This window comes from Beijerinckia sp. 28-YEA-48 (assembly GCF_900104955.1).
Classification (GTDB): Bacteria; Pseudomonadota; Alphaproteobacteria; order Rhizobiales; family Beijerinckiaceae; genus Terripilifer.
The window spans coordinates 802,539-821,679 of sequence record NZ_FNSI01000001.1 but is presented as its reverse complement, the minus strand read 5'-3'; the positions used below and the strand labels follow the sequence as shown (position 1 = coordinate 821,679).

Annotated in this window: 21 protein-coding genes; 9 read left to right on the top strand and 12 right to left on the bottom strand. The window is 60.6% G+C overall.

All coding sequences use genetic code 11. The features are described from left to right. Positions 1–39 precede the first annotated feature (39 nt). Positions 40–1,437 (bottom strand): lyase family protein, encoded by a 1,398-nt coding sequence (locus BLW50_RS03910; RefSeq protein ID WP_090697723.1) that lies wholly within the window; start codon positions 1,435–1,437, stop codon positions 40–42. A 137-nt stretch (positions 1,438–1,574) separates the two neighbouring features. Here BLW50_RS03910 and BLW50_RS03905 point away from each other — a divergent pair, with 137 nt between their 5' ends. Together BLW50_RS03905 and BLW50_RS03900 are read left to right on the top strand one after the other, a co-directional pair. Further along, entirely contained in the window at positions 1,575–2,324 is a 750-nt protein-coding gene (locus tag BLW50_RS03905) for an AzlC family ABC transporter permease (RefSeq protein ID WP_090697719.1), read from the top strand. Further along, on the top strand, positions 2,321–2,674 hold the full coding sequence (locus BLW50_RS03900) for an AzlD domain-containing protein (RefSeq protein WP_090697714.1): 354 nt from the start codon (positions 2,321–2,323) through the stop codon (positions 2,672–2,674). Before BLW50_RS03905 ends, BLW50_RS03900 begins: the two co-directional genes overlap by 4 nt. 59 nt (positions 2,675–2,733) lie before the next feature. On the opposite strand, the gene BLW50_RS03895 is transcribed toward BLW50_RS03900, so the two are convergent. Continuing rightward, complete coding sequence (locus BLW50_RS03895; protein ID WP_090697712.1) at positions 2,734–3,162, bottom strand: HIT family protein; 429 nt, start codon at positions 3,160–3,162, stop codon at positions 2,734–2,736. Between the two features lie 191 nt (positions 3,163–3,353). On the opposite strand from BLW50_RS03895, the gene BLW50_RS03890 reads away from it, so the two are divergent. After that, positions 3,354–3,623, top strand: coding sequence for an usg protein (locus BLW50_RS03890; protein ID WP_090697708.1), 270 nt, complete (start codon positions 3,354–3,356; stop codon positions 3,621–3,623). A 137-nt stretch (positions 3,624–3,760) separates the two neighbouring features. On the opposite strand, the gene BLW50_RS03885 is transcribed toward BLW50_RS03890, so the two are convergent. Continuing rightward, positions 3,761–4,171: a hypothetical protein gene (locus BLW50_RS03885; protein ID WP_090697705.1), complete on the bottom strand. Its 411-nt coding sequence runs from the start codon at positions 4,169–4,171 to the stop codon at positions 3,761–3,763. 61 nt (positions 4,172–4,232) lie between these two features. Next, entirely contained in the window at positions 4,233–5,444 is a 1,212-nt protein-coding gene (locus BLW50_RS03880; RefSeq protein WP_244544127.1) for a GNAT family N-acetyltransferase, read from the bottom strand. 174 nt (positions 5,445–5,618) lie between these two features. On the opposite strand from BLW50_RS03880, the gene BLW50_RS03875 reads away from it, so the two are divergent. Then, positions 5,619–5,921, top strand: coding sequence for an Mpo1-like protein (locus BLW50_RS03875; protein WP_090697702.1), 303 nt, complete (start codon positions 5,619–5,621; stop codon positions 5,919–5,921). 9 nt (positions 5,922–5,930) lie between these two features. Here the strand turns inward: BLW50_RS03875 and BLW50_RS03870 are convergent, their stop codons facing one another. Genes BLW50_RS03870 through BLW50_RS03860 form a run of 3 tightly spaced genes read right to left on the bottom strand, consistent with a single transcriptional unit; the run spans position 5,931 to position 8,340 of the window. Continuing rightward, positions 5,931–7,103, bottom strand: coding sequence for an MFS transporter (locus BLW50_RS03870; RefSeq protein WP_090697698.1), 1,173 nt, complete (start codon positions 7,101–7,103; stop codon positions 5,931–5,933). Next, entirely contained in the window at positions 7,104–7,865 is a 762-nt protein-coding gene (locus BLW50_RS03865; RefSeq protein WP_090697695.1) for a glycerophosphodiester phosphodiesterase family protein, read from the bottom strand. A gap of 1 nt (position 7,866) precedes the next feature. Continuing rightward, on the bottom strand, positions 7,867–8,340 hold the full coding sequence (locus BLW50_RS03860; protein ID WP_090697691.1) for a RidA family protein: 474 nt from the start codon (positions 8,338–8,340) through the stop codon (positions 7,867–7,869). 162 nt (positions 8,341–8,502) lie between these two features. Between BLW50_RS03860 and BLW50_RS03855 the strand changes: the two genes are divergently transcribed. Beyond that, the gene (locus BLW50_RS03855) at positions 8,503–9,357 is read left to right on the top strand and encodes a cell envelope integrity EipB family protein (RefSeq protein WP_090697687.1); all 855 of its coding nucleotides are present in this window, start codon (positions 8,503–8,505) and stop codon (positions 9,355–9,357) included. A gap of 89 nt (positions 9,358–9,446) precedes the next feature. Here BLW50_RS03855 and BLW50_RS03850 read toward each other — a convergent pair whose 3' ends face one another. Beyond that, a complete protein-coding gene (locus BLW50_RS03850; protein ID WP_090697684.1) occupies positions 9,447–10,643 on the bottom strand; it encodes an MFS transporter in 1,197 nt (398 codons plus the stop codon). 108 nt (positions 10,644–10,751) lie between these two features. Here BLW50_RS03850 and BLW50_RS03845 point away from each other — a divergent pair, with 108 nt between their 5' ends. Beyond that, on the top strand, positions 10,752–11,705 hold the full coding sequence (locus tag BLW50_RS03845) for an AraC family transcriptional regulator (RefSeq protein WP_090697680.1): 954 nt from the start codon (positions 10,752–10,754) through the stop codon (positions 11,703–11,705). 339 nt (positions 11,706–12,044) lie between these two features. Here the strand turns inward: BLW50_RS03845 and BLW50_RS03840 are convergent, their stop codons facing one another. From BLW50_RS03840 to BLW50_RS03825, 4 genes are all read right to left on the bottom strand, one after another. Further along, on the bottom strand, positions 12,045–13,319 hold the full coding sequence (locus BLW50_RS03840) for a DNA polymerase IV (protein WP_090708652.1): 1,275 nt from the start codon (positions 13,317–13,319) through the stop codon (positions 12,045–12,047). Positions 13,320–13,516: 197 nt separating this feature from the next. Further along, a complete protein-coding gene (locus BLW50_RS03835; RefSeq protein WP_090697677.1) occupies positions 13,517–14,218 on the bottom strand; it encodes a carboxymuconolactone decarboxylase family protein in 702 nt (233 codons plus the stop codon). A 467-nt stretch (positions 14,219–14,685) separates the two neighbouring features. Further along, positions 14,686–15,075, bottom strand: coding sequence for a DUF6481 family protein (locus tag BLW50_RS03830; protein WP_170849971.1), 390 nt, complete (start codon positions 15,073–15,075; stop codon positions 14,686–14,688). Between the two features lie 168 nt (positions 15,076–15,243). After that, positions 15,244–15,543 (bottom strand): DUF3572 domain-containing protein, encoded by a 300-nt coding sequence (locus BLW50_RS03825; RefSeq protein WP_090697672.1) that lies wholly within the window; start codon positions 15,541–15,543, stop codon positions 15,244–15,246. A 119-nt stretch (positions 15,544–15,662) separates the two neighbouring features. Here BLW50_RS03825 and BLW50_RS03820 point away from each other — a divergent pair, with 119 nt between their 5' ends. The 3 genes from BLW50_RS03820 to BLW50_RS03810 all read left to right on the top strand — a co-directional run bounded on the left by BLW50_RS03820 (position 15,663) and on the right by BLW50_RS03810 (position 19,095). After that, a complete protein-coding gene (locus BLW50_RS03820) occupies positions 15,663–16,034 on the top strand; it encodes a response regulator (RefSeq protein ID WP_090697670.1) in 372 nt (123 codons plus the stop codon). A 10-nt stretch (positions 16,035–16,044) separates the two neighbouring features. Next, positions 16,045–17,415, top strand: coding sequence for a PleD family two-component system response regulator (locus BLW50_RS03815; RefSeq protein WP_090697666.1), 1,371 nt, complete (start codon positions 16,045–16,047; stop codon positions 17,413–17,415). Between the two features lie 423 nt (positions 17,416–17,838). Beyond that, complete coding sequence (locus tag BLW50_RS03810; RefSeq protein ID WP_090697662.1) at positions 17,839–19,095, top strand: TadE/TadG family type IV pilus assembly protein; 1,257 nt, start codon at positions 17,839–17,841, stop codon at positions 19,093–19,095. The last annotated feature ends 46 nt before the right edge of the window (positions 19,096–19,141 follow it).

Here is a 19,141-nt window from a genome sequence, read left to right as displayed (position 1 = left end):
GGTTCTGATCAAAATCAGAACCGGAAAATACTTTGCTGACTACCCACGCTCCGGCTTCAACGCCGGAGCGTCTGTTTCTCGGGCCCGCTTAATGAAGGCGATGGTCCGGTCAGTCGCCTCCGCCGACAGGCCGATATATTTCTTCGGGTCGAGACGCGTTTCCAGATTGAGTTCCTTGGCTGCACCCGCCAAAGAGGGCCGCGCATTGATCTCCTCGATCAAGGTCGTGCCCTTCTCCCAGGCGGCACGCGCCGCAAGCCGCACTTCTTCGTGGGCCGTATGCTTGCCGATCTTCTCGCCCAGGATGAACATCGCCTCTTCGGCCATGATCAACCCGCGCGTGCGATCGATATTGCGGGCCATATTCTCCGGATGAACTTTGAGAACGGCGACCATTCGCACAGCCGCCTTGGTGCCCCGCTCCATGGCGATGGAAATATCGCCCAACGTATCGGCATTGGAGATCTGGTCGCGCTCATAGATGGTGATCATCCAATCGAGCAGAATTTGCGCCTGCGCCGGCACCACCCGCGACATCTGCACCACCGTGCGCGCATAACTCGGGTTGACCTTGTGCGGCATGGTCGAAGAGCCGACATTCTCCGTCGGCTCTTCCAATTCGCCGAAGTCATCGCCGAGCAGCAGGAACACCTCTTGTCCCATGCGGCCAAGCGAGCGCGCGGCGATCGCCAGCAGCTCGCCATATTCAGCATGCATGTCGCGAGCGCCTTTCCAATCGGCGGTGAACGGCGTGCCGGCGCCAAGCTCCTTGGCCACCTCGCCTTCGACAGCGAAAGCATCCGCGCCCAGCGCCGCATAGCTGCCCACAGCGCCCGAGAGCATCGCGGTGTTCGAGCGTTCGATCCAGCCTTTCAGCCGTTCGATATTGCGCCGGTTCTCGGCAAGCCAGCTGCCAACCTTCGCCCCAAAAGTCAGCGGCAGCGCGTGACGGCCAACGGTGCGGCCAATCATCGGCGTGGCGCGATGCTCCTGCGCCAGGTTCAACAGCCCCTCTTCCACCTTGCGCAGATCGGCGATGAAGAGGCGGGCCGCATCGCGGCATTGCGCCAGTTGCACGCTGTCGTAGATGTCCTGTGTCGTCGCGCCGTAGTGAATATATTCACCGGCGTCGCCCTGGGTCACTTTCGCCCAGACATTGATCAGCGCCACCAGCGGATGACCGACACGGCGCTGCTCTTCCGCCACCCGTTGCGGCAAAACGAAATCGATGCTCGCCGTCCGCTCGATCTCGTCCGCTGCCGCTTTCGGAATGATGCCACGGCGCGCTTGCACGCGCGCCAGCGCCACTTCCATACGCATCAGCATCTGCTGAGTGCTCGCCCGGCTAAACAGATCGGTGGTTGATTGCGCCCTGGCCTGGCCCATCGTCACCGCGAGGACGCCAGTCGCAGCCAGGCTGAAAGCGAACGCCGCCATCCATCCTCGAACTGGAGAAAAAATGCGGGCATGAGTCACGATCCGGCTCCCTGTTGATGATCCGCCTGCTGGCGATCTGCTGTTGTTTGACTATGAGCTGACTTTACATGAATCGGCGCATATGCACCTAACACGGCATGTCCGTGCAAGAGATCGATCCCTTAGGCAAGGAGGGCTGGCCCTATTGGCTGCGCCGCGGCATGATGGTCGCCGCCCGCCTGCCGATCTTCGTCATGGCTTTCACCTTCCTCGGCATCGGCGGCTTGGCGCGGGAAGCCGGTGTTCCGCTGGGCGTGGCGTTGCTCTCGACGCTGACGATCTGGGCCGGGCCTGCGCAGGTGATTTATTTTGGCGCGCTGATCAATGGCGTCGCCCTGCCCGCCATCGCCTTGTCGATCTCGCTCTCGTCGATCCGCCTGCTGCCGATGTGCGTGTCGCTGCTGCCGACCCTGCGCAAATCAGCGAGGTCGCGCCCCATTTTGTTATACGCCATGCATCAGGTGGCGGTAACGGTCTGGGCGGAATCAATCCAAGCCATCCGTCACATTCCGCCGGCCGGCCGCCTTCCCTGGTTCATGGGTCTCGCGCACAGCCTCGTCTTTGCAGCGCTGATCGCCACATGGATCGGCTACACCCTCGCCGCGGCCTTGCCGCATGCCCTCGCTGCCGGCCTGCTGTTCATTACACCGATCTATTTCACCTCGACGCTGGCGCGAAACGCCCGCGAGCCGATCGACTGGATCGCGCTCTCGTCAGGCTTCGTGCTGGCCCCCCTGCTCAAGGGAATCGTCGGCGCCGGGCTCGACCTGATGATCATCGGCCTTGTCGGCGGCACCGCCGCCTGGCTTTGGCAGAAGCGCATCCGCCGACACGGAGCCCACCTATGACGCCCGATGCCTGGAGCGGTGGCCTGTGGCCCTATTTCGCCCTCATCCTGTTCGGCTTCCTGCCGAGCGAGGTCTGGCGCATGCTATCCGTCCTCGTCGGCCACAGTATCGACGAGAAGTCGGAACTGCTGGAATGGGTGCGCGCCGTGGCCACGGCGCTCCTCGCCGGGGTGGTCGCCAACATCTTGCTGACGCCCTCGGGGGCGCTGGCCACAGTGCCGTTGCTGGCTCGCTTCGGCGCCATGGCCATCGGCCTGACGGCCTTTGCCCTCACCCGCCGTTCGGTCATCGCCGGCGTCGCCATAGGCGAAATCGCCATCGTCGGCGCGGCTTGGTGGTTCGCGCCTTAGAGCAAATCGCGTTTCGACAGAAACGCGACTTTGCCGAAAGCCGTGTTTTGGACGGGTCTCTAAAGCGCGGCGCGGATACGCTCGGCGTTCTGGCGCAACACGTCGGGCTTCTCCATTTCGCCCGTGTGCGGGCGCAGGCGAATGCCTTCCCAGCGCGGCAGCACATGGAAGTGGAGGTGAAACACCACCTGCCCGCCGGCCGTCTCGTTGAACTGCTGCAAGGTCAGGCCTTCAGCATCCATGCCCTTCACCACGGCACGGCTGACACGCTGCACTCGCTCCATGAACGGGCCCAGCGCTTCGGCCGGCATGTCCAGGAGGCCGCGCACCGCCATCTTGGGAATAATCAGCGTATGGCCATCGCCGCGCGGCATGATGTCCATGAACGCCAAGGCGACATCGTCCTCGAACACTTTATGGCATGGGATTTCGCCGCGTAGCATTTTCGCGAAGATATTATCGGGTTGATATTCAAGACGGTACGACATGAAAATTCTCCGCGCCAAGCTCAAACCTGCCCGTTGGCACGCGTCAAGACAATCGGTCATCGACGGATTTTTGGCACTCACTGAGGAGCGCTGCTAACAAACTGTTTTCACGAGGATTTTATTAATATTTAACTTTGTTGTGACACGCTGACGCGTATCATCTTCACCTCAGCATTATCGCGGAGGACCAGATGGCGTCTCGTGATTTTGTACTTCAGCTTGCTGGCTACGGCCTGACGACGGCGGAAATCCTGTATCGATTGCCGGATCATCCAGCGATCCTGCAAAGCTACATTTGGCAGGATTACGACCTACATCCCCGTTTTCCAGAGCTGACGAAGTTCTTGGACTTCTGGACGACCAAGCTCGATGGCCAGCTCTATGCGGTTCGGGTCGCCCATGCCCGCCTGATCAAACCGGCGGAACTGCGCATGTGCGACCATGAGTTCTTCTTGAACTGAAGCCGCAATAGCGTTTCGGAGTTTGACGGGATCGTCAAACGATACAAAGACGCGTCAAAATTTGCTCTGGATAGTATTGCTTGCCGCGTTCCGACGCGGCAAGCGTGTCTGTTTCTATGAACTGACAACCGCCTGCCTCATTCGGACAGATCCGATGGCATAATCATCATGACGCTGAAGACGATGCCCAGCTCGACGAGTTGACGCGCCAAAGCCGGCGGCAGCGCATAAGAAACCGTGGAGAAACCAAGGTTCGGAAAAATCGCAATATCCAACGTCACAGTGCAGCCCTCGAGCTTGAGAACCGTCTGAAGATCGTCGCGCGCGCTCTCAATCGCTCCTGTTAGAAGCTCAAGTCCATCCTGAACGGCAAGATCATCCTGGTCGCCGATGGAACTCGCGTAATAGGCGTGGCGATACCCATTCACCACTTCCTCTTTGTAGAGCGCAAACTCCGATATTTCAGGCACCGGAACATCAGCGGGCAAGTTGACGATAATATTGGCGCTGATCAGATCAGCGCTCTGACTCGGGTGATTGTCAGTCATCTGTGTAAAAAGCTCGCTTTTCAGGATTTAGCCAGCGCTCAGTATCCCCTACAAAGCGAGCTTAATCCAGCTCACGTTCCAAGTCGCGCCGGAACGGCACATGCTCGCCGTAGATTTCGATCGACTGGCTGATCGCTTCCCGCTCCTGCTGCAGAAAGCCGTCGACGGCACGCGCCAGCCGTGGGTCTTCGAACATATGCAGGGAATAGGTTTCGACCGGCCCATAACCGCGCGCCAGCTTATGTTCGCCCTGCGCCCCAGCCTCAACACGCGACAGCTTGCGAGCAATGGCGAAGTCTATCGCCTGATAATAACAGACCTCGAAGTGCAGGAACGGATGCTCTTCGATCGCGCCCCAATTGCGACCGTAGAGCGCATCGTCACCGATGAAATTGATTGCGCCGGCGATATAGCGCCCGTTGCGCTTGGCCATCACCAGCAGAATGCGATCCGCCATCGCCTCGCCCACCAGCGAATAATAACGCCGCGTCAGATAGGGCTGGCCCCATTTGCGCGAACCGGTGTCCATGTAGAACGCGAAAAACGCATCCCAATGGGCTTCGGTGATATCGCGGCCCGTCACCCATTCGATGTCGATGCCGTGGACAATGGCTTCCGCTCGTTCCTTGCGGATGTTCTTGCGCTTGCGCGAGGCAAGATCGGCCAGGAAACCGTCGAAGTCATCATAGCCACGATTGAAGAAATGGAACTGCTTGCCGGTGCGACGCAGGAAGCCATTTTGCCCCAGCGCCTCCCATTCCTGCTTCAAGGGAAAGGTGATGTGGGTCGACGATGCGCCCGTGCGCTGCTGCAAGGCGCGCAAGCCTTCGACCAGCGCCGCCTGCGCGGCGGCGACATTGGTGCCGGGCGCCACCAACAGCCGCCGCCCCTGCGCCGGCGTGAACGGCACGCTGACCTGCAACTTGGGATAATAGTGTCCGCCGGCCCGCTCGAAGGCGTCCGCCCAGGCATAGTCGAAGACATATTCGCCTTGCGAATGGTTTTTCAGATAGCACGGCGCGCAAGCCAGGATGGCGCCCGCCTGATCCTCGACCACCAGATGCACTGGCGACCAACCGGTTCGCGATGTCGCCGAGCCGGATGTTTCCAGTGTATTCAGGAAAGCATGGCTCAGGAACGGATTGAACCGCTCCCGTTGCGGATCGTCCGGATCGCAGTCGACACCGGGCGGATTGGCGCAAGCGTCCCAGGCGGCCGCATCGATATCGGCCATGGAACGGGCAATGCGAATCTGGAAGACAGGATCGGACATCGGCACGAATATAGGCGCGACTGGCGGCAGCGCCCAGAGCAAGCCAAGCCTAAAATTCAGGCCTTGGATCGAGCCCCTGCCGGGGCCAGCGCAAGCCATTCCAGCCAAAGGCCCAATTGACCCCACTGCTGCCATTGTGGGAGCCTACGGTTACGCCTGCCTGAGGAGGTCGTCATGTTTTTCGGTCGCCCCTGGAGCGAATGGATCGCCGAATACGAGACCAGCCATCGCGATCCCCGCAATCGGCTATGCCACACGTGGGGCATACCAATGATCGTCGTCGCGATCGCGATGTTCATTCTCTCACCGTTCGTCAGCCATCTTTGGATCTGGGCCGCGGCCCTTTTCATCCTCGGCTGGATCCTGCAATTCGTCGGCCATCTCTACGAACACAAACCGCCCGAGTTTTTCCGCGACTGGCGCTTCCTGTTCGTCGGCTTGAGATGGTGGCTGGCAAAAATGCGCGGCGCCGTCTGAACAGACCGCTCAGAAGCCCGTTGTTCCGGATTGGCGACGCTGCCGCGCGAACAGGAATGAGATCGTCGGCCCCAGCAGCAGCAGGATCGTTCCACTGCAGATCAGCGCCGTGGTCGGGCCAAGGCCGATAATCAACGGCCCAAAGATCAAAGGTCCGAGCGCCTGGCCGCTGAACAGCGAAAACGAATGCAGCGAAAAGGCCGAGCCGCGCGCTTTCGCGCTCAATCCTGACACTTCAGTCTGGATCGAGTTATGCATCAGCGTGTAGCCAAAGCCCGTGGCGCAGAAGGTGACGGCGGTGATTTCCCAGGGGAGACCATAGGCCAGCGTGAACATGCCTCCGGCGCAGAATAGACCGCCCATGAACATCAACTGATAGCGGCTGAACATCTGCAACAACCATTTCAGGATCAGCGTATAGAACAAGCCGCCAATCCCTATCCCAGCAATGATAATGCCCGCTTCCTTGACGCTGCCAAGGCCGCGGCGCTCTAGGATTTCACCGATAAACGGCATGACGCCGAAAATCGCGACGCCCTCGACGAAGACCGCGCCATAGCAGATGAAGGAGCGCCGATTGGCGAAGACCTTCTTATAGCCCGCAATGGCGTGGGCGAAGCTGAGGCGCCCGCCCTGCCTGTCGGGTGTCGGCTCATCAGCCTTGAACGTCATGATCAGCGCCGCCGTCAGCGCAATCACCATGCCGATGATGAAAACCGTGCGCCAGTTGACGAACTGCGCCAGCAGTCCCGCCGCCGTCGTGGCGAAGATCGTGCCGGTCATACCGGCGGAAAGCACGCGGGCCATGGCGAGCTGGCGAGTCGCTGGCGGAAACTTGTCGCCGACGATCGCCATGGTCACCGGCATGATGCCACCGCCGGCAAAACCGCCGATCACCCGCGCCACCAGCAGGATCGTCAGCGATGGCGAGAGGACGACGAGCGCCAGGCAGGCCGTCTGCAGCCACAGGCAGGTGCGCAGCACCTTGATCTTGCCATAGAAGTCACCGATCGGCCCAAGGATCGGCTGACCGAACGCATAGGGCAGCGCATAGAGCGACGCCGCCAGCGCCGCTGTCGTGACGGGCACGGAAAATTCGCGCGCGATGAGCGTGATGAGAGGATCGATCGCCCTGTTGGAAATGGCCGAAGCCAAAGCACACAGGGCAAAGGGATAAAGCATCTAAGCGATGTTCCCCTCGAAGACGATCTGATCGGCCCATTGCGCCGCCGCCTGTTTCTGCGCCGTCGTCCGCACCGTCCAGGTCATCACTGGCAGGCCCAGCGCCCGGCGCAACAGATGCGGCACCGCATGGGGAAAATCGTTGACGTAATAGGACAAGAAATCCGGTTGCGTCGCGTCCCAATGCAAAAAATTGGCAAGCGCTTGCTTGTCGGCATCGGTGAGAAAGGCCCATTCCGCATCGTCGTAATGGGCTTCCGCGATCATGCCGAGCGGCACGTCCGTGATGCCAAGCGCAGCCCGGTTGACGCGCAAATGCGTCATCACTTGCGGATCGAAGCTTTTCAACGCCACTTGGCCGCCATGGCGCGCGACGATCCGCGCCGTGCGCTCCGCCAGCCTCATGTCACCGTCGAAAGCGCTCTTGATCTCGACGACAAGCGTGTTGCCGGCCCCCATGACATCGAGCAGAGCCGCGAGCGTCGGCACGGTGTCGGCACTGCCACGCAGATGCATCTGCGTCAGTTCAACAGAGGGCGTCTCGATCACCCGGCCGGCGCGCCCGATCAGCCGATCGAGCGTGAAATCGTGGAAGACAACGGCCTCGCCATCGGCCGTCAGCTGCACGTCGCATTCCATCGCATAGCCGCCGGCGACGGCGCGGCGGGCAGCCGAGAGCGAATTTTCGATCACCCCTGCCGTGCGATCATGCAGACCGCGATGGGCAATCGGATGGGCCACGAGCCACGATGGACGCGGCATCCTAGGCAACGATCTCGAATGAGGCTTCCACCTCGACGGCAGAATTCAGCGGCAGTTGCGCCACACCGACCGTGGAGCGGGCATGGCGGCCGGCATCGCCCAACGCCGCCACCATCAGGTCCGACGCGCCGTTCATGATGGCCGGCAGACCGAAGAAATCGGGCGCCGCGACGATAAAGCCGCCGAGCCGCTGGCAGCGCTTGACGCGGTCGAACGAGCCCAGCGCCGCGCGCACCTGCGCCAGCACATTGACGGCGCATTGCTGCGCCGCTGCCCGGCCGTCGTCCTGCGAAACCTCTCCCGCCACGCGGCCGAGAAACTGCGGCGCCAGCTTGCCGTCCGCGCCGAAGGGCAATTGTCCCGAGATCGTTAAAATCGAGCTGCATATCGTCCAAGGGACATAATTGGCGACGGGCGCGGCCGGCGACGGCAGCTCAATTCCCAATGCTTTCAGACGCCCCTCAACCGTAGACATAGAAACCTCGCGACGGATCGTTAGACGAATCTCTGGATCGACGGGCGCATCTGGCGGACAGCACGTCGAATTGATGAGTATGCCGGTTGCAGCCCCCCACCGAAACCCTAATTTCGCCATGAGAGACCCCTATCCGGCATCGATTCTGCTTTGAGGCGCTTAATGACACAGTATCGTTCCGCCCGTTTATCCCAGCTCGCAGGTTTCGCCGGCGCCGCGGTTTTTCTGCAAGCCAGTGCCGGGATGGCCAGCGCCGAAACCGCCGCCCAAACGGTCCGCATGTCGCCCCATCTCGCCGTCTACGAATTGTCGCTGCTGCGCGGCAACGGCAGTTCGGCCCCGGTCGCGGTGAGCGGTCGCATCGTCTACGAATTCAACGGATCGGCCTGCAAAGGCTACGAGGTGTCCTTTCGCCAGATCACCGAAATCACCCCGTCCGAAGGCGAGCCGCGCATGACCGACACGCGCTCGACCACCTTTGAAAGCGGCGACGGCAAGACGCTGAACTTCCGCATCGAGAACATGATCGGCGATCGCGTCGTCAGCACCAATCAGGGCGAGGCCACCCGCTCGGGCGACGGCGCCCTATCGATCAATATCAAAGAGCCCATGCCGAAGCGATCCGATGCCGACGTGGACGTCACCTTCCCGACGGCGCAGATGCTGCATTCGATCATCGCGGCGCGGGCCGGAGAAACGGCGATGGAGATGAAAATCTACGACGGCTCCGACGGCGGCGATAAAGTCTATCACACGCTGAACATCTTCGGTCATCGCTCGCAGGAGCCGCTCACCGATCCGACAAAGGATGTGGCGGCGATGAAGGGCATGGCGCGCTGGCGCACCAACGTCAGCTATTTCGACAATGCCAAGGCCGACGCCAACCCGAGCTACAAAATGGCCTTCCAGATGTGGGACAATGGCATTTCGAGCGATCTCGTTCTCGACTATGGCGACTTCGCTCTGAAGGGCACCATGTCGAAACTGGAAATGCTGCCCGAGAGCCCCTGTCCTTAAAGCGCCCTTATCCTTAAAGAGCCCCTGCCCTTAATTTGTCAGGGGCAGCAAACTGCCCCTGACATTGTTTTTCGTATTTCCTTGGCTTTTCACACTTCCTTGGTTTGCACGCGGGTCGCGACCAGCACCGCTGCACCGAGCAAGGCAAGACCGCCGACCAGAAACACACCACGCACGCCGTTCAGATCAAAGATCGCTCCGCCGCCGGCAGCGCCAGCGGCGATACCGACAAAGATCAACGCAACGAGGAGCCCCGTGGCGCTCTCGATCTCGTCTGGCACCGCGCGCGTGATCCACGTGGTAAAGGCCACGGGCACGGCGCCAAAGAGAACGCCCCAGATCACGATCATCGCCGTATCGAAAGCGAGCGCACCGCCGAACGCGGCAAGCAGCAGACCAAGCACCCCCATGCCCAATGCCGCCACGATCAACGTGCCTTTGAGACTGCGCTCGACCGCCGCGCCGCTCACAAATGTTCCGACATAGCTGCCGACACCGAAGACGAAGAGAATTATCGCCATCGTGCCAACGTTCACGGTGGTCACGGTTTCAAGATAAGGGCGGATATAAGTGAAATAACCGAAGTGCCCGGTGAAGACCAAGATCGCCGCCGCAAATCCAAAACCGATTCCCGGCCGCGAAATGATGTCGCCAAACACCGCAAGACTGGCATGTCCTTTGGGCGCAACACGCGGCAGAAACAACATCTGCAAAACCAGCACCAAGGCGCCCAGAGCCGCGGCCAGCGCGAAAATAACGCGCCAATTGACGAGATCACTCAAATAGCCGCCGACAGGGATGGCGATGATCATCGCCGCCGGTATGCCGCTCATGACGATCGCTATGGCACGCGCCGCCATCGCCTCGGGCACCATGCGGATCGTTGTCGCCGCCGCCATGGTCCAGAAACCGCCAATGGCAAGTCCGAGCACGATCCGCGCCGCCAGCAGAAACTCTATACTCGGTGCGACCGCCGCCAGAAGGTTCGAGACGATCAAAAGCAGCGAGAACACCAGCAAGACCGGCTTGCGATTGAAGCGGCGCGTCACCGTTGCGCTCAGGAGCGCCCCGATCAAGCCGGCAAAAGCGGTCGCCGTCACCGCTTGCCCAGCCACCCCGGTACTCACGCCCAAGCCCTGCGCCATCGGCGTCAGAACGCTCGCCGGCAGCAATTCCGCCGTTAGCAGGGACGTGACGCCCAGCATCATGGCGATCACACCGGCCCAGACGGCTGGCTTGGGCACAGCCGTAAAAGGTTCTATATTGATGTCGGCATTCGCACTCATTTTGCGTCCAGCTCCTATTCACGCTGCGTTGCAACATAAATAGGATCGACAACTCGGACGATATATGCCATAAAATCTGGAACTATTGATCATTCGTCCGGATACGTGATGAACACCGCCCATGACTTGATGAGCGAAATCATGCTGGGCATGCGGCTTCTGGGCGTCACCTACCGGCGCACGCAGGTGAGCAAGCCGTTCGGCCTACGCTTCAACACCACAGCCGGACGGGCGCAGTTTCACTTCGTGGCGGACGGCAACCTGTTTCTGCGCGGCCATGGGACAGAGCTGATCCACCTGCGCAGCGGCGACGCCCTGCTCATGCCACGCGGCGGCCCTCATGATCTCGTTTCGGCACCGGACGAGCCAAGCCGCCCCGTCGAAAGCTTCGCGACGAAGCCGCTCTGCGAAAACATCAGCGTTACATCGGCCTGCCTTGACGAGACCGGGCACCATCCCGACGCGCTGATTTTCAGCGCCTGTATGGACTTTGATCTCGGCGGCATGCGTCCCCTCATCGATCAGATGCCCGATGTGATGCAGGTCGATGATTTGCTGAACCGGCAACCCGAAATCAGGCCGATGCTCCACGCGATGGAACGGGAAACCTGTCAGCCGCGCGCCGGTTCGGTCGGCATCACCGCCCGCCTTGCCGATGTCGTCGCCGCCTCCATCGTGCGCGATTGGATCGAATGTAATTGTCTCAACGGCACCGGCTGGTTTGTCGCTCTGCACGACCCGCGCCTTGGCCGCGCCATCGCCGCTCTCCATCGCAATCCGAGCCGTGACTGGACCGTCGCCGATCTCGCGACGGAAGCTGGCACCTCGCGCTCGGTCTTCGCCGAACGCTTCCAAGCCATCGTCGGGCAAACACCTTTGCGTTACGCCACGGACCTGCGCATGCGCCTTGCCGCGCAATGGCTCGAACGTGATCACATGTCGATCGACAAGGTCGCCGAGCGGCTTGGCTATGCTTCGCAGGCCGCCTTCAGCCGGGCTTTCAAACGTTCGACCGGACAATCCCCTGGCGCCCGGCGTGGAAAGGGCATGGCGAGCGTCTAGAGCAAGCGGTAAAATGCTGCGCCAACTTACGACAGCACCAAGTTCAGCATTCGTGCGGTGGCTCTGGATTCCTGCTCGTGCCTTCGGTGCGTCGGGAATGACAACGGAGAGTTTCAAGCCCGCCAGAGCGTTTCACAATTCGACGGAATCGCCGAGCGCAGTACCGTCATTGCTCTCAATTGTGCATGTGAACATGCACAATTGAGAGGAGCACAGCGACGAAGCAATCCAGGAACGTGTGATAAGATGTCTAGAAATGCCTATGGTCCAGGCATATTTTTTATTTCCACATCTTGACCCCTGGATTGCTTCGCTGCGCTCGCAATGACGGGATAGCGCTTAGCGCCGCGTGGTCTTGCCAAAGACAATGCCTTTGATGACGGCAGCACGGCCGAACTTCTCGCGCAGACTGTCGACCGCCGTTTCCGCGGCCTTCTCGCGAACCACCCGGGTATCCTCAAGATCGCCATGATCGGCCTGCGCGCCCTCGACCAGATTGGAAATACCAACCCCGATCAGACGATAGCGCCGCCCTTGCGGTTCCCTGGAGAGCAAATCGCGCGCGCCTTCGAAGATGCGGCCGGCCAGTTGCGTCGGCTCGGACAGCATGCGCGCCCGCGTCAGAATGCGAAAATCCGCCGTCTTCAGTTTCAGGGTCAGGCTGTCGCCGGAAATCTCCTGCGCCTTCAAGCGCGCCGACACTTTCTCGCTGAGCAGGAACAGCTTCCGCGACAGGGTCGTAATATCCGATATGTCTTCCTCGAATGTCGTTTCGGCAGACACGCTTTTGCGCTCGCGCTCCGGCGAGACGATGCGATCATCAAGCCCATGCGAGAGCCGCCACAGTCTGCGCCCTTCCGGGCCAAAGCGCCGAAACATTTCGATTTCCTCGAGCGCCTGGATATCGCTGATCATCTTCAGCCCCTCACGCTCGAAACGCTCCTGCGCCACCTTGCCGACACCCCAGATGGCCGAAACCGGGCGCGCCGCCAGAAACGCTTTCGCTTCGGCCACGCCGATCACGGCGAAGCCACGCGGCTTGTCGAGATCGGACGCCATTTTCGCCAGGAATTTGCAATAAGACAGGCCGACCGACACGGTGATCCCAATCTCGCGTTCGATCCGGCCGGCAAATCGCGCCAGAACCGCGGCCGCACTCGCCTGATGCAAGCGCTCGGTGCCACCGAGATCGAGAAAAGCCTCGTCGATCGACAGCGGCTCGACCAGCGGCGTCAATTCCAACATCAGCTCGCGCACCTGATGGCCGACGGCGACATATTTCTGCATGTCGGGAGACACGACTTTGGCATGGGGACACAGCGCCAATGCCTTGAACATCGGCATCGCCGAACGCACGCCATAGGTTCGCGCGATATAGCAGCAGGTCGACACCACACCGCGCTTGCCGCCGCCGATGATCAACGGCTCGTCGCGCAACGCCGGATTGTCGCGCTTTTCGACGGCCGCATAGAAAGCGTCGCAATCGATATGGGCGACGCTCAGCTGATCCAATTCGTCATGGACGAGAATGCGCGGCGAACCACAAGCCGCGCAACGCCGGCCGCCCGCCGGGCTTCTTGCGTGACAGTCGCGGCACAAAAGGGTGTTGTCCATGGCGCTCATAGCGTTTCGCATTTTGATGGAATCATCAAACGCCACGAAGACGCGTCGATTTGCTTTGGGACATTGGCGGACAAAGCGAGAACCGGCAAGAATGCCGCCCGACATTTCCCCCGCCTCCCGGCCTCCGAGATCGGGTCTCCTGACAGATCATGACAAAAGCCCGGCGCTCCCGCCAGGCTCGTCATCGACTAACGCTTCGCCACCGGCAGCATCGGCTTAAGATCCGGGCGCAATTGCTGATCGAAGGCGCGCAGAATGACCGATGTCTGCGAATAATTGGCCATCAGCAGGACGAGTTCGACCAGGGTCTTTTGTCCGAACAGGTTCAGCGCCTCAGCATAGGTGTCCGGCGGCATCCGCTTCTCGCCCAATAGCTGGCGCGCAAATTTGATGATCATCGCCTCTTTTGGCGAAGCACCCTCGATCGGCCGGCGATATTTGATGATATCGACCACATTCTGGCTGATACCGGCTTTTAGGGCCGCCGGTTCATGGGAAGCCCATTCGAATTCGCCATCGGTCTCGCGGACGGTCGCCAGAATGGCGAGCTCCGCCAAGGGCAGATCGAGGCTGATCCGATTGCGCAGGTACCAGTTGATTTCCCGGATATGGGGCGACAACTCCGGCACATGCATCCAAATGCCAGCGGGCCCGGCGAGCGCCGCGCGCAGCCGGCTTTTCGGATCGGTGACGACGTCGAAGGCTTTCTTTCCGGCCTCATCCAGGTCTTCCCGCTTCACCAGCGGCAGGCGCGACAGCGAGTCCGGATTGATGTCTGGCGCCATTTGGCGGTTTTCGCGCACCGCCTCGGTCGGCGATTGCGCGAGGGCGGATCCCATCAGCACATGCAGTAAGACAGCCATGCCAAAAAGGCCCCTGAACAGGCGCATGCATTCCTCCCGATTATTTCGCCATTGATTGGCTTGAAGCGTCCCAGGTGTAGTTCGCCCGCCTGGGGCCGCCAAGGTCCAAAGTGGTCAACAGTATCGTGACGGATAACGAGGCTTGGCCTGCTGGCCCAATGACTTTCGGCACTATTTCAGCGCGGCCCGAAGCGACACATCTCGCCCAAGTTCACTCAAGGGAACAGGTGAGATGGATTCGGTTCTGCTAGGCATTTGCTGGTTTCTGACGATTGGGGGCATGATCGGCGCTGCAGCCATCGCCACCTTTTTGCAGTTCCGCAACGACGCTTTCCGCTGATCCACTGCCACTGATCCACGGCCGCTGCCAAACGGCACCGACGCAACATTGCATCAGAGTTCCGGCCACCCCTCAAAAACGCAAAAGCCCCGCCGCCGGGATCACCGGCTAGCGGGGCTCAAACTGACGGCTGCCATGACGCAGCCGATCGAAATCAGCCCTTGCGGCGTTCTTTCTTGGCGGCCTTGCGTTCGGCATAGCGCAGATCGCGGGCGGCTTTCTGCTCGGCCTTCAGCGCGGCATCGGCCGCTGCCAATTGGGCCTTGAGCTGTTCTTCTTCTTCCTTGGCTTTCGCCTCGGCCTGCTTGGCCAATTCGAGATCGCGAGCGGCCTGGGCAGCGAGCTCGGCATCGCGGATTTTCTTAGCGGCTTCCCGTTCGGCCTCACGCACGGCACGGGCTTTGATGACCGCTTCGCGTTCGGCGCGACGTTCCTCAATGGCGGGGTCGCTGGCCAAGGCACGGATTTTATCCAGTGTCGCTTTTTTCGCAGCAGCGGCCATGTTCTGGCGCTGTCTCAGGTCCGGTTCTCTAAAATTACTCACTTGCTCTCCAATAAGCGCGATCTTCTCGACCGCAGCAATGACGTGGAGCTAATCCACTCTGTCTCATTTTTCAATGCGGACGGCTGGCAAACCAACCGTTTCCAGTCCGCTCGCAGCCAAAAGCTGGCCCCAAACGATCAGGACGGAATCCAATAGATTCGGGCAAGCCTAAGGAATATCAGAGGAATGCGACGAAATCTGGATTAAAGCCTTATTAACGTCGCCAGGATCACGACCAGCGTTGCTGGCGAAAACCAGCAACAATTGCTCATCGCTTGCCAGATATTCGAGAACCGACGGAAAGAAGCCCGGATCGGCGGCCGCCTCCCGGATATTGGCTGGATCGATGCCGCTGAGCGCGAGGAATCGCGACAGGCGCTCTTCGTCCGCAGCCAGGAAGCCCAGGGCTTCCACAGCTAAGGCTTCAGCGGCTTGTCGACTGATTTGGCGATTGATTTGACGAGTCATTTGCCCTGGCATTTGAAGGTTGGATTCTCTTTTCGTAAATGTTCATGGGATACAAGAGCGTCAGGGTGAGCACATGTCTCGCGACCTGGCGAGCCGGCGCCCGAGGACATGCATCCAAGATGGCAAAAACGGTTTTGATCGTAGAAGACAACGAGCTCAATATGAAGCTCTTCAACGATCTGCTTGAAGCCCATGGCTACCTGACCGTCCAGACGCGGAATGGTGTGGAGGCCGTCGAATTGGCGCGCAAACACCATCCCGACCTGATTCTAATGGACATTCAGCTTCCGGAAGTGTCCGGGCTGCAGGTCACCCAATGGATCAAGGACGACGAAACCCTGCGCGATATTCCGGTGATCGCCGTCACCGCCTTCGCCATGAAGGGCGATGAGGAGAAGATTCGCCAGGGCGGTTGCGAGGCCTATCTCTCAAAACCCATCTCCGTCGTGAAGTTTTTGGAAACGATCCGCAACTATACGGGCGACAAGTAGAGGGACCCGGATGACCGCGCGCGTTCTCGTCGTTGACGACATTTTGGCCAATACCAAACTGTTGGAAGCGCGGCTCACAGCCGAATATTTTGACGTGCTCACCGCGACCAACGGTGCGGACGCCCTCGCCCTCTGCGCCGACAGCCAATGCGACATCATCCTCCTCGACGTCATGATGCCGGAGATGGACGGATTCGAGGTCTGCCGCCGACTGAAGGCCGATCCCGCGACCGCGCATATACCCGTCATCATGGTGACGGCGCTCGATCAGCCCGCCGACCGGGTCAAGGGCCTGGAAATGGGCGCCGACGACTTCCTCACCAAGCCCGTCGATGAAGTGGCGCTGATCGCCCGTGTCCGTTCACTGGCGCGCCTGAAGGTGACCGTCGACGAATTGCGCAACCGGGCGCGCACCGCCGCCAGCATGGGCGCCAGCAGCGGCCTGGCCGCCGCCATTGCCGACCAGGGCACCGGCGCCCGCGTGCTGGTGGTCGACGACCGCGCCAGCTCCTCCGAGCGGATCACCCGGTCCTTCGAGAAGATCCACTTCGTCGATCTCGAACACGAACCGCAGAACGCCCTGTTCCGCGCCGCCGAAGGCGAATATGAGCTGATTGTCGTCAGCCTGTCGCTGAAGGATTTCGATGGCCTGCGCCTGTGCAGCCAGCTGCGCTCACTGGAACGCACGCGCCATCTGCCGATCCTGCTGGTGGCCGACCTTGATGACCGGGCGAAGGTGCTGCGCGGCCTCGATCTTGGCGTCAACGACTATATCAGCCGCCCCGTCGACAAGAACGAACTCATCGCCCGGTCGCGCACCCAGGTGCGCCGCAAACGCTATTCGGACGCGCTCAACAATAACGTCCAGGCCTCTATTGAGCTGGCCCTGATCGATGCCCTCACCGGCCTCTACAATCGGCGCTATCTCGAAATGCATCTGGCTGAGATGTTGGCTCAAGCGACCACGCGCGCCCGCCCGCTGGCGCTGATGATCCTCGACATCGACCACTTCAAAACGGTCAACGACACCCATGGTCACGACGCCGGCGACGACGTGCTGAAGGGGTTCGCTGCCCGCGTCAAAAATGTCATTCGCAGCGCCGATCTCATTTGCCGTCTCGGCGGCGAAGAATTCGTCGTCGTCATGCCCGACACCAGCATGGTGGTCGCCCGCAGAATCGCCGAACGGGTACGCCGCGCCGTTGAGGAGAGCCTGTTTGGCATCAGCAACGGCACCAAGCTGATTCCCATCACCGTCTCGATCGGCCTGTCCCAATCCATCGACGATGCCGATCCTGACACGCTGTTCCGCCGGGCCGACCAGGCGCTTTACCGCTCCAAAAACGAAGGCCGCAATCGCGTCACCGCGGACGCGGCCTAGCGACGAAGCGACCTTAAAGTCAAGGCTAAGTCTTTGACCGTTAACCCCATTCCTTTAGGTAAACAAGCGTTTAACAGCCGGATGGAACTTTGAGCGATTGCGCTCAGGCTGGCTGTCACGATAACGTCCCCTCCGTCAGCGATGAGTCTCTGACGTTATTCAGACACCCTACGGGTTGCTCAGGTCCGCCGCATCTCCTGGGTCCGTGGGGCAGGCCGGCCGGGCGCGATTCAGGAGTGGCCTCCTCGGAGTTGCACTGGCCGGCCACCTCTTCTGGCCGCACAAGCCCCCACCCCGATCGCTAAAACCATCCGCCAAAAATTAATGCCTTTTTAGGCTTTTCAAGGCGGTCCGCTTACGACTCCTTTATGCCGCGCCGTGCAGAACACAGGCCAACATTTTGACCTGTGTCCGGAGCTATAGATGCGCAAGACGGGAATACGCGGCCCACTCATTCGCCTGCTCGCCGATCAAATCGTCCGTTTCAAACGCAATCGGTCGGGCGCCATCGCCGTTGCATTCGCGCTCGCCTTCGTCCCCGTACTGATCGCCACGGGTGTCGCCGTCGACTACAGCCGCAGCCTCGCCGCCAAAGCCGACCTGCAAAACGCGCTCGACAGCGCCACCATGGCAGTCGCCCAGAACACCGCTGGAGATGCGACCGCCATCGGCTCGGCCGCGCTCAACGCCGCGGTCGCCAGCAGCCATTATTCCGCTCTTTCGGGCACATGGACCAGAAAGATCACCGATGGAACCGTCACGGGCACCGCGACAGCCGGAATCGCCACCACCTTCCTGAGCCTCATCAACCGCGCCGACGTGACGATTTCGGCGAAGTCGGTCGTCGCCACCCAAGGCTCCGCCACGACCAACAATGTCTGCATCCTGGTGCTCGACCCCACCTCGAGCCAATCCCTGCTGGTCAACAGCGGCGTCACCATCAATGCGCCGAAGTGCCAGATCGACGTCGCCTCCAAGGGAAACCCCGCCGCCATTTTCAATTCGGGCGGAAACTTCCAGGTTTCGAAGATCTGCGTCGCCGGGACGAATGTGATTCAGAACGGTGGCGCCGTCTCATCTCTCTCGACAGGATGTAAAACCGCGACTGACCCCTTCGCTGGCACCTTGCCGCCCCCCGCCTCGGCCACCTGCACGGTCAGCAACCAGAATTACAGCGGCACCAACACGCTGCAACCCGGCGTCTATTGCGGCAATTTCAACTTCAACGGCTCCGGCACGCTGAACCTGCAGCCCGGCGTCTATGTGTTCAAAAACACACGCTGGAATCTCAATAGCGGCTGGACGGTGAAGGGCACCGACGTCACCTTCTACTTCGCCGATTCCAATTCCTATATTCAGGTGAACAGCGGCGTCGCCATCAACATTGCCGCACCGACCACCGGCACCTACGCCAATCTCCTGATGTACGAGCCGGTTGGCCTGTCGAAGTCGAGCTTCTCCGTCAACGGCTCAGCCGGGCATAGCTTTAACGGACTGATCTATCTGCCCAGCCGCAACATCACTTTCAATTCGGTCTCGACCGTCTCGTCCGAGAACATCACCATGGTGGTCAATCAACTGATCCTGAACACCATCAATTGGATGTTCGCCAGCTCGACCAAGACGATCAACGCCGCCGGCTCGACAGGTGGCGCAGTGAGCTACTATTTCATCAGATAGAAGCCAACCGCGGCGGAGGACAGCGCCTCCGCCGCAGCGAAGCAAA

What these genes read in the sequence shown, in the direction of transcription:
- BLW50_RS03855 (WP_090697687.1), top strand. Translation starts at nt 8,503, where the DNA reads ATGACACAGTATCGTTCCGCCCGTTTATCCCAGCTCGCAGGTTTCGCC.
- BLW50_RS03845 (WP_090697680.1), top strand. Translation starts at nt 10,752, where the DNA reads ATGAACACCGCCCATGACTTGATGAGCGAAATCATGCTGGGCATGCGG.
- BLW50_RS03825 (WP_090697672.1), bottom strand. Translation starts at nt 15,543, where the DNA reads ATGACTCGTCAAATCAATCGCCAAATCAGTCGACAAGCCGCTGAAGCC.
- BLW50_RS03835 (WP_090697677.1), bottom strand. Translation starts at nt 14,218, where the DNA reads ATGCGCCTGTTCAGGGGCCTTTTTGGCATGGCTGTCTTACTGCATGTG.
- BLW50_RS03910 (WP_090697723.1), bottom strand. Translation starts at nt 1,437, where the DNA reads ATGGCGGCGTTCGCTTTCAGCCTGGCTGCGACTGGCGTCCTCGCGGTG.
- BLW50_RS03865 (WP_090697695.1), bottom strand. Translation starts at nt 7,865, where the DNA reads ATGCCGCGTCCATCGTGGCTCGTGGCCCATCCGATTGCCCATCGCGGT.
- BLW50_RS03875 (WP_090697702.1), top strand. Translation starts at nt 5,619, where the DNA reads ATGTTTTTCGGTCGCCCCTGGAGCGAATGGATCGCCGAATACGAGACC.
- BLW50_RS03905 (WP_090697719.1), top strand. Translation starts at nt 1,575, where the DNA reads ATGTCCGTGCAAGAGATCGATCCCTTAGGCAAGGAGGGCTGGCCCTAT.
- BLW50_RS03900 (WP_090697714.1), top strand. Translation starts at nt 2,321, where the DNA reads ATGACGCCCGATGCCTGGAGCGGTGGCCTGTGGCCCTATTTCGCCCTC.
- BLW50_RS03870 (WP_090697698.1), bottom strand. Translation starts at nt 7,103, where the DNA reads ATGCTTTATCCCTTTGCCCTGTGTGCTTTGGCTTCGGCCATTTCCAAC.
- BLW50_RS03810 (WP_090697662.1), top strand. Translation starts at nt 17,839, where the DNA reads ATGCGCAAGACGGGAATACGCGGCCCACTCATTCGCCTGCTCGCCGAT.
- BLW50_RS03840 (WP_090708652.1), bottom strand. Translation starts at nt 13,319, where the DNA reads ATGGACAACACCCTTTTGTGCCGCGACTGTCACGCAAGAAGCCCGGCG.
- BLW50_RS03820 (WP_090697670.1), top strand. Translation starts at nt 15,663, where the DNA reads ATGGCAAAAACGGTTTTGATCGTAGAAGACAACGAGCTCAATATGAAG.
- BLW50_RS03850 (WP_090697684.1), bottom strand. Translation starts at nt 10,643, where the DNA reads ATGAGTGCGAATGCCGACATCAATATAGAACCTTTTACGGCTGTGCCC.
- BLW50_RS03860 (WP_090697691.1), bottom strand. Translation starts at nt 8,340, where the DNA reads ATGTCTACGGTTGAGGGGCGTCTGAAAGCATTGGGAATTGAGCTGCCG.
- BLW50_RS03880 (WP_244544127.1), bottom strand. Translation starts at nt 5,444, where the DNA reads ATGTCCGATCCTGTCTTCCAGATTCGCATTGCCCGTTCCATGGCCGAT.
- BLW50_RS03885 (WP_090697705.1), bottom strand. Translation starts at nt 4,171, where the DNA reads ATGACTGACAATCACCCGAGTCAGAGCGCTGATCTGATCAGCGCCAAT.
- BLW50_RS03890 (WP_090697708.1), top strand. Translation starts at nt 3,354, where the DNA reads ATGGCGTCTCGTGATTTTGTACTTCAGCTTGCTGGCTACGGCCTGACG.
- BLW50_RS03815 (WP_090697666.1), top strand. Translation starts at nt 16,045, where the DNA reads ATGACCGCGCGCGTTCTCGTCGTTGACGACATTTTGGCCAATACCAAA.
- BLW50_RS03895 (WP_090697712.1), bottom strand. Translation starts at nt 3,162, where the DNA reads ATGTCGTACCGTCTTGAATATCAACCCGATAATATCTTCGCGAAAATG.